This is a genomic window from Neorhizobium galegae, assembly GCF_017877135.1.
Classification (GTDB): domain Bacteria; phylum Pseudomonadota; class Alphaproteobacteria; order Rhizobiales; family Rhizobiaceae; genus Neorhizobium; species Neorhizobium galegae_A.
Genome location: NZ_JAGIPH010000008.1, coordinates 122,494 through 136,224, shown reverse-complemented (window position 1 = coordinate 136,224; position 13,731 = coordinate 122,494). Strand labels below are relative to the sequence as shown.

Genomic DNA, 13,731 nt, shown 5'->3' with positions numbered 1-13,731 from the left:
TCGCTCAGGCCGAAAGGGCCGCCAGAATGCGGATCCAGGACCGGATGCCGTGGCGGAAGCTCGACAGGTCGTATTTCTCGTTCGGGCTGTGCACTCGATTGTCGAAGCGGGCAAAGCCGACCAGCAGCGTATCGGCGCCGAGCTTTTCCTTGAAGGCACCAACGATCGGGATGGAACCGCCTGTTCCGGCGAGTGCGGTTTCACGTCCCCATTCCGCAGAAAGCGCACTGCTTGTCGCGCGTAAAAACGTACTGTCCAGCGGCATGGTGATGGCCGGTGCCAATCCATAGGTTTTGAAGGTGACCTGGCAGTCGGCCGGGACCTTTGCCCGCACATGCGCCTGAAACGCGTCGCGGATCTTGTCCGGGTCCTGGCCGGCAACGAGGCGGAAGGAAATCTTCGCCGTGGCCTTGGCGGGAATGACGGTCTTGAACCCCTCGCCGGTATAGCCGCCCGTCATGCCGTTGATCTCGCAGCTGGGTCGTGCCCAGACCTGTTCGAGGATCGAGCGCCCTTCCTCCCCTGCCGGGATTTTCAGGCCGACATCGCCGAGGAACGCCTTCTCGTCGAACGGCAGCCGCTGCCAGAGTGCCCTCACCTCATCGGAAAGTTCGCTGACGCTGTCGTAAAATCCTTCGACCGCCACGCTGCCGTCCGGCCGGCGCAGACTTGCCACCACATCACCCATCACCTGCAGCGCATTGCGCGCGGCATTGCCGAACATGCCGGAATGCAGGTCGCGGTCGGCGCAGGTGATCTCGATTTCCTGGCTGACGAGGCCGCGCAGCATGGTGGTGATGGCCGGTGTCTCGCGGTCCCACATGTCGGTATCGCAGACGTAGACGACGTCGCTCTTGAGCTCTGCTGCGGCCTCTTCCATGAAGGGTGCAAGGCTTGGGCTGCCCGCCTCCTCTTCGCCCTCGAAGAGAATGCTGATGCCAACCGGCAGCCCGCCGGTCACCACCTTGAAGGCGCGGCAGGCCTCGACAAAGGTCATCATCTGCCCCTTGTCGTCGGAGGCGCCGCGCGCGACGATCGCCGTATCGCCATTGGCGAGCGGCTTCATCACAGGCTCGAACGGATCGGTTTCCCAGAGCGCCAGCGGATCGACCGGCTGCACATCATAGTGGCCGTAAAAGAGGATATTCGCCCCCTCTTCCTTTCGCGCATGGCCAACCACCATCGGATGGCCGATCGTGTCGCGGACGGACGCGTCAAAGCCGATATTGGTAAGATCCTGCGCCAGCCATTCCGCGGCGCGCCGGCAATCTTGCGCATAAGCCGGATCAGTCGAAACACTCGGGATGCGGATGAGCGCAAACAGGCGGTCAAGCGCCTGGGGCAGTGTGGCATCGGCCTGCGCAAGGACGGCGTCGAGTTCAGCGGGAGAGAGCGACATGGGATTTCCTCAGGCGTCGGAGGGCAGGATGCAGCACTGTTCGGGAACGGGAATGAGGACCGCGGCAGCGCCCGGCTCCATCAGGTCCGTCAGCGGACCATTGCCCAGGTAGTTCCCTTCAGCCGTTGCGCATTGATATTGGTAGGCGCGTCCGAGATAGGTGCGGATGCCGAGGGTGACGGGAATCCCCTCCCCTTCTCGGGCGACGGCAAGCCCTTCCGGCCGGGCTGCCAGAACGAAGCGATCGGGGATGGCGCCAAACACAGTCTGCGACAGCTGAAGTGTAGCGCCAGACTGGGTCACAGCTGTTACCATTTCGCCTTCGCGGGCAGTGACGCTCATCGCGATCAGGTTTTCGAAGCCGACGAAGCGGGCGACAAAGGCGTTGGCCGGGCGTTGGTAGAGCACTTCCGGCCGGTCAAGCTGCATGATCTTGCCGGCATTCATGATCGCGACGCGATCGGAAATCGAAAACGCCTCTTCCTGGTCGTGCGTCACATAAAGCGAGGTCGTGCCATTGGCGCGTTGTAGGCGCCGAATTTCGACGCGCATATCGACGCGCAGCTTGGCATCGAGGTTGGACAGCGGCTCGTCGAACATCAGGAGCGGCGGTTCGATGACAAGCGCGCGAGCAAGCGCCACACGCTGCTTCTGCCCGCCCGACAATGCTGCTGGCATGCGATCGGCAAAGGACGACAGGCCGACGCGCTCCAGCATGGCATTGGCCCTCGCCGTGCGCTCGGCCGCCCCCAGTCCTCGCTGCTTCAGGCCGAAGGCGACATTGTCGCGCACGGAGAGGTGTGGAAACAGGGCATAGTTCTGAAACACCAGGCCGATATCGCGTGTGTGGGCTGCAAGGCGGGTAAGATCACGCTCGCCAAGCCGGATGGTGCCGCTCGTCGGCTCCAGAAAGCCCGCGACAAGCCGCAGCGTCGTCGTCTTGCCGCAGCCGGACGAGCCGAGCAGCGAGACCAGTTCGCCGGCCTTGATGGCAAGCGACAGGTCTTCCAGCACCTGTGTGGAGCCGTAATGGGCGGTGATGTGGTCGAGTGTCAGCGAAACGGTCACGGCAAATTCACTTTGTCAGGAAGGTAAGGCCAAGGGTGGCTTCGACGATGGCCATGACGCCAACCGTCAGGAGCATCAGCAGCACGGAAACGGAGGCAATCGTCGGATCGAAAAACTGTTCCATATGCGCCAGGATCTGGATCGGCAGCGTGGAAATGCCGGGGCCGGTCAGAAACAGTGAAATGGACACGTCGTTGATCGAGGTGATGAAGGCCAGAATGAAGGCGGCGATGACGCCGGCGCTGATATTGGGAAGCACCACCGTCAGAAAGGTTTTTAAGGGCGGGCAGCCGAGGCTGATCGCCGCTTCTTCGATGGAAAAGTCGAAGGAAGCAAGGCTTGCTCCCACCACCCTGACCGCATAGGGCAGAACGAGCAGCGCATGGCCCAGCATCAGCGTGGCAAAGACCGGAAGCCCGAGATTGATCGTGACCGACTTCATCAGCGAGAAGCCCAGAACGATCTCCGGCACGAGGATGGGCAGTACGAAGACGTTCGACAGCCAGGACGGCAGCCGGATGCGAAAGCGGTTCAGCGCATAGGCGGCCGGAATGCCGATGAGAAGAGCCAGGAACGTGCCGAAAAAGGCGATCTGCAGGCTGGTGATGGCAGTGGTGCGAAAGGCGCTGATCTCAAAGATGTTGGTGAACCAGCGCATGGTGAAACCCTGCGGCGGAAATGTCAGATAGTTGGTGTCGCTGACGGCTGCCCCCAGAATGATGAAGAGCGGCGCGATCAGAATGATGAAGATGATCGAGGCGATGACAATCAGGGCGGGATGAAGAGTGGTGCGCATAGTTTAGCCCGCCATCGGGTTCAGGCGGCGTGCAAGCCGCGTCATCAGCATGACGATTGCAATGGTGACCACCACCATGATGGCGGCAACGGTCGAAGCGCCTGTCCAGTCGAAGGTGACCATGGCGCGCTGGTAAAGCAGCGTTCCCATCATCATCTGCCGCTCGCCGCCGAGCAGCTGCGGGGTGGCGTAGGAGGTGAAGCTGCCGGTAAACACGAGCACCGCACCGACGATGAGCCCCGGCATGGCAAGCGGCAGGATGACCTGGCGAAACACTGCAAAGGGCGCCGCACCAAGCGAGGTTGCCGCTTCCACCACGTCTTTCGGGATGCCCTCCAGAACGCCGGCTAGCGTCAGGATCATCAGCGGCACGAAGAGATAGACCATGGCAGCGATCACCGCACCTTCGGTGTAAAGCATGGAGATCGGCTCTGAAATTATCCCCATGGATAGCAGTGCCGAGTTGAGAATGCCGTTCTTGCCGAGCAGGATCAGCCAGGCAAAGGAGCGCACCACGACGCCCGTCAGCAGCGGAAAGACGGCAGCGATGATCATGATGCTTTTCAGCCGCCCCGGCATCTGCGCCACGACATAGGCGGCGATGAAGCCGAGGATGACGGAGATCACCGTCGTGATCAGCGAAATCTCGATGGTGCGGTAAAGCACGGTGCGCCGAAAGCCGCTGTTGAAGAAGGTCGCATAGGGGGCCGCCCAGCCCTTTGCATCGGTGAAGGTCGCAATCAGCGTCGAGCCGACGGGAAGGATCAGGAAAACCAGCACGAGCAGGCTTGCCGGTCCGGCCAAAATCCAGGGGCTTAAACGTTTTATCATATCTTGCTCAAACGGCTTGTCCGGGGTCTTTGACGGCGGACGGAGCCCTGATCTCACTATCGCTGGGGTAATGGTCGCGGGCGTTGAACGCCCATCTGGCGGCAGCATGGCGCAACCGGCCTTTTCAATCAAGTCTGCCGGCCCGGATTGCTGCCGGGCCGGCCTGTTCATGCACGGATAATCGCGTTTACTTGCTGAAGATTTCGTTCCAGCGATCGATCCAGTCGGTCTTGGCGTCGTTCAGCTTGACGTAGTCGAGGCGGTTGAGCTTTGCGATCATGTCCGGGCCATAGGTCCAGATCTTGGCCTGCTCGGGCGTCAGGGTTACCTTCGTGGACACCGGCGCATCGACGCCCTGTTCCGCGTCAAGCTGCTGCACTTCCTTCGACAGGATGAAGTTGATGAACTGGTGGGCCAGTTCGACATTTTCCGACCCCGCCGGAATGTTCACCGTGTTGAGCGTTGCGATGTCGCCATCGGAGAGGCTGGCCCAGGTCATGGTCGGGACGGCGGCCTTCATCGAGACCAGCGTGAAATCCTGCGCGATGGCAACCTTGGCTTCACCGGTGGAGATGAGGTTTACCAGTTCGGAGCCCGTGTTGTAGTTCTTGGCGACATTCGTCTTCAGCGCTTCGATCGAGGCAAACGCCTTGTCAGTATCGGCAAAGGCGTCTGCGCCGGCATGCTTTGCCGCCTGCAGGACGACCATCGGGCCGGCGGTGGTGGTGATGCCGGGAAGGGTGACGGCACTCTTCAGGTCGGCGCGCCACAGATCGTTCCACGAGGAAATTGCCGGATTGACCTTGGCAGCATCATAGACGATGCCGACGCGCCCGATCGTATAGGCCGGGCCATAGCCGCCCTGCGGATCCTTTGCCAGATCGTAGAGGTCGGCCAGATTCGAAAGCTTGGTGGCGTCCACCTTCTGGAAAAGGCCCTCGGCGATGCCGATCTGCGAATAGCTGTCGGTCAGATAGATGACGTCGACGCCCTTGCCGCCGCGCAGCTTCAGCTTGTTGAGGCGGTCCGCATTGTTGCCGGTTTCAAAAACGATGTTGCAACCGCAGATCTTCTTGAACGGCTCGACGATATTGGCGTTCAGCTTCTCGCCATTATAGCCCCACCAGGAAATGGTGAGCGTCTTGGCTTCGGCCATTGCAGACATGGAAGCGGCAAGGGCAACGCCGATCGCCAGGGCTGAGGCGCGCAGGCGGATTGCTGTGGTCATGGGTACGGTCCTTCTTCGGGGAAATGTGCCGGGGGTCTCGCGCGGGATCGCTCCCTTCGACGCCGGCGATACTAACGGTGGTATCGCCAATTTCAAGCACAACAATGATGCATGCACATTATTGATGCAGCCATTCCTCACGCATGTCCGTCGAAGGACGGTGATCACGCCGGGACGAGCGTCGCGTTAAGGTCCGGTTAACCAAGTATCATTTGACGGGGTGCGGGAATTAGGCGACTGTCCCGCGACGGAAATATGCCGATGATTGTGAAAAAACCGTCGCGAGGAACACATGAAAACCAGCCTTAACCCCGCCGAACCGCCCGAATCGTCTGCCCTCAAGATCAGCCGCCAGTCGAAACTGTTGTCCGCGCAGCTTCAATCGATCCGGGAGCGGCTTTACGAGCCGGAATCGGCCAAGACGCTGAAGACCTTCACCTCCCGCGAGGTGGCGCAGCTTCTCGGCATCGCAGAATCGACGCTCAGACAGATGTCGCTCGATGGCGAAGGCGTGATTCCCGATCGACAGGATAACGGGCGGCGGATCTACACCCTATCCCAGGTGAACCAGATCCGTGCGCATCTGGCAAACAAGCGGCCGGCGGAGGCGCTGGATTTTCTGCCCCGTCGCCGCGGAGACGAAAAGCTGCAGGTCCTGGCCGTTGCAAATTTCAAGGGTGGCTCGGCCAAGACGACCACGACGCTGCATCTGGCGCATTATCTTGCTGTTCAGGGGCTACGCGTGCTCGCCATCGATCTCGACCCGCAGGCCTCGCTGTCTGCCATGTTCGGCTATCAGCCGGAATTTGATATTGCCGAGAACGAAACGGTCTACGCGGCCATTCGCTACGACGATCAACGGCGCCCTGTGCGGGAGGTGATCCGAAAGACATATTTCGATGGCGTCGATCTCATCCCTGCCAATCTCGAACTGATGGAATATGAGCACGAGACGCCGCAGGCGATTGCCGAAGGTTATGGCCGTGGCGACGAGATCTTTTTCCGCAGGCTCTCGGCCGTCATTGCCGAGGTCGAGGCGGATTATGACGTCGTTCTGATCGATGCCCCGCCGCAGCTTGGCTATCTGACGCTTGCCGCCCTCTGCGCGGCGTCCGGCCTTCTGATCACCATTCACCCGGCCATGATCGATGTGGCGAGCATGAACCAGTTTCTGGCGATGATGAGCGATCTGATGAGTGTGATCGAGGAGCGAGGCGGCACGCTGAGCCATGATTTCATCCGCTACCTGATCACCCGCCACAATCCGAATGACGGCCCTCAGGTGAACGTGGTGACCCTGTTGCGATCCCTGTTCAAGGAGGATGTGCTGGCTCCGGCCGTGGTTGAAACGACGGCCATCGCCAGTGCGGGTCTCGAGAAGAAAAGTCTCTATGAGTTGACGCGCGGCAGCGTTGGGCGTGATACATTAAGCCGCGCGCTTGAATCGATGGACGCAGTCAACCGCGAAATCTTTCTTCACATCAAGACCGTGTGGGGCCGATGATGGTCAATCCAAAAGAACGAAACCAGCGCATGCGAAGCCTGTTCGGCAATGTCGATGCCGAGGCGCTGGAAAAACAGACACCTCCCTCTCCCCAGGAACTGGAACGGCGTCGGGTCGGCTCCGTGGCGGTGAAGTCGATGGACCGCGCCTTCGTCTCGATCGAGGACGAAAACCGCAGGCTTCACGACCAGTTGTTGTCGGCCGAGACGATCATCGAGCTTGATCCCGACCGCATAGTGCCTTCCTTCGTCAGCGACCGCCTCGACATCGACGGCGATGAAAGCTTTGAGGCCTTTGTCGAGGGTATCCGCGAGGCCGGTCAGAAACTGCCGATCCTCGTACGGCCACTTTCCGGGAAGCCGGGCCATTATCAGGTGGCCTATGGCCATCGCCGCCTGCGCGCCTGTCAGATCCTCAAAAGGCCGGTGAAAGCGATCGTGCGCGAGATGAGCGACGAGGAGCTGGCCGTCTCGCAGGGCATCGAAAATGCCGCGCGCCTCAATCTGTCCTTCATCGAGCAGGCTCTCTTTGCCCTGAAGCTGAAGGAACTCAAATATTCGCGCGAGACGATTTCCGAAGCGCTTGGACGCAAGGACGGTCAACGCCTCGCCTATATCTCGATCCTTACCAACACCGTGATGCTCATTCCTGAAGACCTCATCCGGTTGATCGGCCCGGCGCCTTCGGTCGGCAGGCCGAAATGGGAAAAGCTCGGCGCCTTCATCAAGGATCGTCAGCTGGATGAGCGGCAGGCACGGATCCTGTCTAAGGTTACGAGCGCTCCCGATTGGGCGCAGGCCGGCAGCGACCGTCGCTTTGCGCTGGTGCTGACTGCTTTCGACGGGTCGACCCGCTCGAAGGCCGAGATTGCCGATGTCGTGCTGGGCGAGGGGATCACCATTGGGGTGAAGCGCACTGACGGAGCGACCCGTCTGTCGATCCCCGACAAGCGCCTGCCCGGTCTTTCCGACTGGCTGCTGGAACGCCTGCCGCAGTTGATCGCGGATTTTCAGGATCAGACCGGCAAGGCGGGCGGCAATAAGTAGATCAGCCCTGCCGGCTTTGGAGAAGTGTGAAAGGCCTGTCGAGCGATCGGCAGGCCTTTTTGCTGTGCCCATGGTCGACGGGTCCCGATCAGTCTATGCCCGGGTTGCAGGCTGCGGGCTGCTGGGGTGGTGGCGACGAGAAGTGTAACAACTGTTACTTCCTGATGCTGCTCGGCGAGAGCATTGATCGCGCCGACATAGACGATACCCAGTAGCGGAAGCCCTTGGCATCGGTCTCGGCCAATGCAGTCATCGCGCTTGCATGAGGAGTGCATTAATCCTGGCCATCCGCAGCGCAGCGTTAGGGGTGGCGCTGTCAAAAGCATGGTAAGGCGAGGAGGGGAAAGTAACAGCTGTTACCTGCATTGGGAGCGCCAATAGGGGGCGTTACGAGAAGGTGAAGCGCCCTGTTTTGGATCGGGCGCACCGAAACAAGCCGTCTCGCATGCCGCTCAGCTATGTCGAATTTCGCTCGTCTAAGCTTGAGGATGTGCCGTAGCCACTTTATCGGACGTTGCTTTACTGCGGCGGGCTGTGCGCTTGAAGCTACTATGTGGTGCCAAACTGCACGGTGCTGTTGGAGGTCGTATGCCTTTGAACGGCTTGTCCTAGCATATGCGCGAGATTTTACAGACCGTCCGGCCAGTTATCAAGAACGCAAAGTCCGCACCCCAACACTTTTGACTGCGCTTAACTTCCGGATCCCTGCTGTCGTCGCCCGCCCGCCTGCCCTATCGGCTGCTCTGGCGAAGAATAAGCTCGGGGTGAATGACGATGCGGGCAGGTGCGTCCACGTTTGGCTTGCCGTCCCGGATGGCGAGAATAAGCTCGGCCGCTTTCCGCCCGATGTCGTACGCAAAGGCGTTGATCGTGGTGAGGCTTGGAACGCAGACGGCGCCGATCTCGTAATCGCCGAACCCGCCGATGGCCATCTGGTCGGGCACGCGGATGCTGCGGCGCTGGCATTCCGAAAGCGCCCCGAAGGCAGGCAGGTCCGATACGCAGATGACGGCTTCGGTATCCGGCGCGCTGTCCAGAAGCCGGCCCATGGCATCGGCGCCCTCGCGCATGGAAATGGGCGGAGCGCCTGCCGCAATCAGACGCGAGGCATCCAGTCCATGCGCCTTCATGGCCGCAATGAAGCCGGCGCGCCGCTCGACGCCCCGCGTATCGCGGTCGTCATCGCCGCCGATAAAGGCGATGCGCCGATAGCCGGCCGTAACAAAGTGATCGACCATTTCCCGCACCGACTGGGCATTGGAAAAGCCGACGACATGGCCCAGCGGTTCATCCGGCCAGTCCCAGGTCTCGATCACCGGAATACCGGCATTGCGCAGCAATTGGCGCGCCCGGTCCGTATGTTTGCCGCCGGTGACGACAATCGCCTCGGGGCGCCGGCGCAGCAATTGCTCGATCAGTCGCTCTTCCTCGTGAATGTCGTAATTGGTGTATCCGAGCAGGATCTGTAAGCCGCGAGCGGACAGCCCCTCGGAAAGGGCACGCACCGTATCGGCGAAGTTGGCATTGTTGAGCGAGGGAATGGTGACGGCGACGAAATCCGTTCGCTGGGATCTCAGGCTCGCCGCCGTGCTGTCGAAAACATAGCCGAGGTCTTCCGAAGCGCGCAGTACGGCATCACGCGTTTCCCGGCTGACGGAACTGTCCCGCTTGAAGGCACGCGACACCGTCATTGGTGACACGCCTGCTTTCCTCGCCACATCGGCCATGGTGGGTGGTTTGCGCGTCATGGGCATGGCGTCATAGTGTGATCGCCGATCAAGGTGATTTCGTTGCGCATGGCCGATCCCGTCCGTTTGCCGAAGGTCCATTGAAGTGTGGTTTCACCTCGACAACAAATCTCACGCTGTTTATGTTATCGATAACATTTCGTGTCAAGGTTCAGTGCCTTGGACGCCGCCAATCTGAGGAGACAAATATGAAAGCCATTGTAGCCCATGCGGCCAAGGACGTGCGCATCGAGGAGATCGACGATGCGGAGCCGGGGCAGGGCGAGGTGCGGCTGCGTCTTGCCACGGGTGGCATCTGCGGCAGCGATCTGCATTACTACAACCATGGCGGCTTCGGGGCGGTGCGGCTGAAGGAGCCTATGGTGCTCGGTCACGAAGTCTCGGCGATCGTGGAAGAACTCGGGCCGGGCGTCAGCGGGCTCGAGATCAGTCAGCTTGTCGCGGTGTCGCCATCGCGCCCCTGCCGGACCTGCCGTTACTGTCAGGAGGGGCTGCACAACCAGTGCCTCAATATGCGCTTTTACGGCAGTGCCATGCCGTTTCCCCATATTCAGGGCGCCTTCCGGGAAAGTCTCGTCGCCGATGCAATCCAGTGCGTGGCAGCCGACGGGCTGACGGCCGGGGAGGCTGCCATGGCAGAACCGCTAGCGGTGACACTGCATGCCACCCGCCGCGCCGGCGAAATGCTCGGCAAGAAGGTGCTGGTGACCGGTTGCGGTCCTATCGGCGTGCTGTCCATTCTTGCGGCCCGCCGGGCCGGCGCCGGCGAGATCGTTGCGACGGACCTGTCGGACTTCACCCTATCCCTGGCAAAATCTGCCGGCGCGGACCGCGTGATCAACACGAAGACCGAGCCGGATGCGTTGAGCGCCTATTCCGCCGACAAGGGAACCTTCGATGTTCTTTACGAATGCTCCGGGGCGGCCGCTGCTCTTTCCGGCGGTATCGCGGCCTTGCGTCCGCGCGGCGTCATCGTCCAGCTCGGCCTTGGCGGTGACATGAGCCTGCCGATGATGGCGATCACGGCCAAGGAACTTGAGCTGCGCGGCTCCTTCCGCTTCCACGAGGAGTTTGCGACCGGCGTCGATTTGATGCGCAAGGGGCTCATCGACGTGAAACCGTTGATTACCCACACGGTGCCGCTTGCGGATGCGCTCTCGGCGTTCGAGATTGCCTCCGATCGAAGCCGGGCGATGAAGGCGCAGATCGCCTTTTCTTGACCGGGGTATCCGACTTCCGCTTTGGCGGACGCAGCGGAGATGGTCTCTCGCTCTCCATGCCGCCTCAGCAAAGATCCGTCAGGCCGCCTGCAGGGAGGTGCCGTAGGTCACTCCCTTCTCCTTCAGCCAGCGGCGATAGGCAATCGAGCTGGCGTCCGCGCGTGTTGGAATTTCGGAGCGCGGTTCCATGGGCAGGAGAACCGGGCGCTGATTTTCCAGGATGATGCGGTCCTGCAGAAAGATCAACTGCTGGAACTGGATCAACGAGGCGGTCGTCGACTGATCATCGAGAAGATACATCACTGGATGGGCACGGCAGCGATCCGGGTCGAGCGGCTGCACGAACAGGCAGATCACATCCCAGCGTGTTTCGGAATTCGGGCAGGTTTTGTAGAGCAGCGTGGTGAACGGTGTCATCACCCGATAGATATAGCGGGTCATCAGCCCGTCTGTCGCCGAAAGGGCGGCCTGCGGCTGGAAGAACCGGCAGTTCGTCGCCCAGACCTCGTCCACATCGCGGCGGATCTCGACATTGTACTCCTCGACCTGCGTATGGGGTTCGGAGCCGAGAATGTCGGTATGCACGAAGGGAAAATGCGCCATGTCGAGAAAGTTCTCGATGATACGCAGACCGGACGCCCGGACGGTGACGGCGCCGCAGGGCACATAGCGCCGATCCGGCTCGTCGGCTTCCGCAATGGCGAAGATGTCCTTCTCCGGCGCGCCGAGCGTCGTCCAGAGATAGCCGTAACGGCGTTTGAGCGGAAGCGGCAAGCCCTGTCCTTCGGCAAGGACGGTCACCGTGCCGTCATCCGCACGGATCACCAGAAGGTCGGTACCAAGCAGTCGGTTGGTCGTTCGGCCATACGGGATGTCGGCCTCCGTCTCGATCGGATACCACTGGTCAAGACTGGCCCTGTCGATGGCTTTCATGAGCGATTTCCCGTCTTTGTCCGTTCCCGTTCAGGCGGAGTTCTGTCTGCTGGCGACTGCCCCTTCACCGCTTCGGTACGCAGCTTTTTCAATCGCAACAGTCAAGAGAGAGGAAAAGACCACGGGAGGAGCGCAAAAAGCAACCGATCGACGCTCAGAAATTGCTTGATACCGGGCATTCCGCATGGGTAAACTGAATAAATTCACAGCATGACCAAAATATAGACAGATCATAAAGATGCAGATCACCGGAGGCGAAAATGCGTGTCGGCCCCGTGAACCGGCAGGGGAGGGCGGGCGCATCAACCCTGTAAGCCTTGCGCCGCAATTCCGTCCGATGAGCGGCCCTGTCCACTTCCTCTTCGAGGGTGCCTTCGATTGCGATAGCTTTGTCGGCTTTGCCCGTCACCGGGCCGGCAGGCTTGATGTCGATCTCGACGTCACCGCCTGCAGCCGCACGCGCATTTCGCTTTCTGTTGCGGGACAGGACGCCCTCATCGACATGTTCGAAATGGCCTGCAGCCTTGGCCCCGCCGACTGTATCGTCAGGGATGTGACACGCAGCGATGGCTGATGCGGGCGGGTGCGCGACGGAGGGATTTCAGGACATGAGCAATGTCGGGTGAAGCAGATTGGGTACCGGTGGCGCTCTCGGCCTCTATCGAGCCGGGCACCTCGGCGGGCGCTGTGGTCGAGGGGCTCGAACTCGTGGTCTGGCGCGATGACGCGGGCAAGGCGCATGTCTGGGAAGACCGCTGTCCCCATCGCGGCATGCGCATGAGTTTTGGTTTCGTGCGTGGCGACCATATCGCCTGCCTCTATCATGGCTGGTCCTATGATGCGGCCGGACAATGCCGCCATATTCCGGCCCATCCCGATCTGGACGTGCCAAAGACGATCAGGATCACCACCTACGATGCCGGTGAAGCGGGCGGCATGATCTGGGCACGGCTCGCCGGCGCTGCAGAGACGGGCCATCCGCCGCCGGACTTTGGGAATACTCTTCCCGTGCGCAGTCTTTATGCGGACTGTTCTCTGGCCCATGCCCTCGCCGTCCTGAAGCAGACGTATCTGCCGGGCGGCAAAGGCAAGACGGTTGTCGGGCAGCTGCAGGCCGTTGCCCCGCATGTCTGGACGCTTGAAGGCGATGCGCTGCGCCTGTCGATTGCCATCCAGGTCATCGGCCCGCAGAATGTCGGGCTGCATATCCTGGTCAACGAGGGATCGAAAGAGACGATTGCGGATGTTGCGCAATGGGCGGTGGCCTTGCGCCTTACCCTTGAAGCGCCTGTCGTCCTCGCCGAGGTTATGTGATGGCCGCACTCACCCTCTACGCGCACGCCCTTGACGAGAACTGCTACCGGGTACGGCTGATGCTGTCGTTTCTCGGCCTTGCGTATGACACCGTCGCCATCGACATGGTGCCCGGCGAGGAGGAGAAAGGGCTGGCGATGCGGGCGCTCAATCCGCTCGGCAGCCTGCCCGTCCTCAAGGATGGCGACCAAGTGTTTTCCGGCGCCCAGGCCATCCTTGTCCATCTTGCCCGACGCAATGATCCGGCGGGCACTTGGCTGCCGCTCGAACCGGCCGCCTTTGCCGCTGTCATGCAGTGGACGTTCTTTTCCGCAACGGCACTCTCCAGCGCCATCGAGGCACGCCGCCTGGCGCTGTTCAGCCAGGAGCGCGATTTTTACGCATTGAGGCGCGAGGCGCGCCATGCCCTGCGCATCATGGATGACCACATGGTGCTGCGCCACATGAAAGGCTTTGAATGGTTTGAGACGGATGGCCCGACGATTGCCGATCTGTCGCTGCTGCCAAGCTTTGCATTGAGCCGCGATTACGGCATCGACCATGATGAATTTCCCGCCCTTCGCCGCTGGCTGCGGCGCTTTCGCCTGCTGCCCGGATTTCACACCATGCCGGGCATCCCTGACTATCACTGAAGACCTCGCAGC

At 61.1% G+C, this 13,731-nt stretch carries 13 protein-coding genes; 6 read left to right on the top strand and 7 right to left on the bottom strand.

Annotation, left to right across the window (positions count from 1 at the left end):
• Window positions 1-4 precede the first annotated feature (4 nt).
• The 5 genes from J2858_RS20270 to J2858_RS20250 form a co-directional block, all read right to left on the bottom strand.
• Complete coding sequence (locus J2858_RS20270; RefSeq protein WP_210106675.1) at window positions 5-1,399, bottom strand: dipeptidase; 1,395 nt, start codon at window positions 1,397-1,399, stop codon at window positions 5-7.
• Window positions 1,400-1,408: 9 nt separating this feature from the next.
• A complete protein-coding gene (locus J2858_RS20265) occupies window positions 1,409-2,467 on the bottom strand; it encodes an ABC transporter ATP-binding protein (RefSeq protein ID WP_210106674.1) in 1,059 nt (352 codons plus the stop codon).
• Window positions 2,468-2,474: 7 nt separating this feature from the next.
• Window positions 2,475-3,263: an ABC transporter permease gene (locus J2858_RS20260; protein WP_210106673.1), complete on the bottom strand. Its 789-nt coding sequence runs from the start codon at window positions 3,261-3,263 to the stop codon at window positions 2,475-2,477.
• Window positions 3,264-3,266: 3 nt separating this feature from the next.
• Window positions 3,267-4,094 carry an ABC transporter permease gene (locus tag J2858_RS20255; protein WP_210106672.1) on the bottom strand — a complete coding sequence of 276 codons (828 nt, stop codon included), beginning with the start codon at window positions 4,092-4,094 and terminating at the stop codon, window positions 3,267-3,269.
• 187 nt (window positions 4,095-4,281) lie between these two features.
• Window positions 4,282-5,259, bottom strand: coding sequence for an ABC transporter substrate-binding protein (locus tag J2858_RS20250; protein ID WP_432443385.1), 978 nt, complete (start codon window positions 5,257-5,259; stop codon window positions 4,282-4,284).
• Between the two features lie 355 nt (window positions 5,260-5,614).
• Here J2858_RS20250 and repA point away from each other — a divergent pair, with 355 nt between their 5' ends.
• Window positions 5,615-6,826, top strand: coding sequence for a plasmid partitioning protein RepA (gene repA, locus J2858_RS20245; RefSeq protein WP_210106670.1), 1,212 nt, complete (start codon window positions 5,615-5,617; stop codon window positions 6,824-6,826).
• Window positions 6,827-6,855: 29 nt separating this feature from the next.
• On the top strand, window positions 6,856-7,872 hold the full coding sequence (gene repB, locus J2858_RS20240; RefSeq protein WP_245366829.1) for a plasmid partitioning protein RepB: 1,017 nt from the start codon (window positions 6,856-6,858) through the stop codon (window positions 7,870-7,872).
• A 731-nt stretch (window positions 7,873-8,603) separates the two neighbouring features.
• On the opposite strand, the gene J2858_RS20235 is transcribed toward repB, so the two are convergent.
• Window positions 8,604-9,626: a LacI family DNA-binding transcriptional regulator gene (locus J2858_RS20235; RefSeq protein ID WP_210106668.1), complete on the bottom strand. Its 1,023-nt coding sequence runs from the start codon at window positions 9,624-9,626 to the stop codon at window positions 8,604-8,606.
• Between the two features lie 182 nt (window positions 9,627-9,808).
• On the opposite strand from J2858_RS20235, the gene J2858_RS20230 reads away from it, so the two are divergent.
• Window positions 9,809-10,840 (top strand): L-idonate 5-dehydrogenase, encoded by a 1,032-nt coding sequence (locus J2858_RS20230; RefSeq protein ID WP_210106667.1) that lies wholly within the window; start codon window positions 9,809-9,811, stop codon window positions 10,838-10,840.
• Between the two features lie 78 nt (window positions 10,841-10,918).
• Here J2858_RS20230 and J2858_RS20225 read toward each other — a convergent pair whose 3' ends face one another.
• Complete coding sequence (locus J2858_RS20225) at window positions 10,919-11,773, bottom strand: aromatic ring-hydroxylating oxygenase subunit alpha (RefSeq protein WP_210106666.1); 855 nt, start codon at window positions 11,771-11,773, stop codon at window positions 10,919-10,921.
• Between the two features lie 238 nt (window positions 11,774-12,011).
• On the opposite strand from J2858_RS20225, the gene J2858_RS20220 reads away from it, so the two are divergent.
• From J2858_RS20220 to J2858_RS20210, 3 genes are read left to right on the top strand one after another with little or no spacing between them, the layout of a single operon-like run.
• A complete protein-coding gene (locus tag J2858_RS20220; RefSeq protein WP_245366828.1) occupies window positions 12,012-12,347 on the top strand; it encodes a hypothetical protein in 336 nt (111 codons plus the stop codon).
• A 41-nt stretch (window positions 12,348-12,388) separates the two neighbouring features.
• Complete coding sequence (locus J2858_RS20215; RefSeq protein WP_210106665.1) at window positions 12,389-13,087, top strand: Rieske (2Fe-2S) protein; 699 nt, start codon at window positions 12,389-12,391, stop codon at window positions 13,085-13,087.
• A complete protein-coding gene (locus J2858_RS20210; protein ID WP_210106664.1) occupies window positions 13,087-13,719 on the top strand; it encodes a glutathione S-transferase family protein in 633 nt (210 codons plus the stop codon). Before J2858_RS20215 ends, J2858_RS20210 begins: the two co-directional genes overlap by 1 nt.
• The last annotated feature ends 12 nt before the right edge of the window (window positions 13,720-13,731 follow it).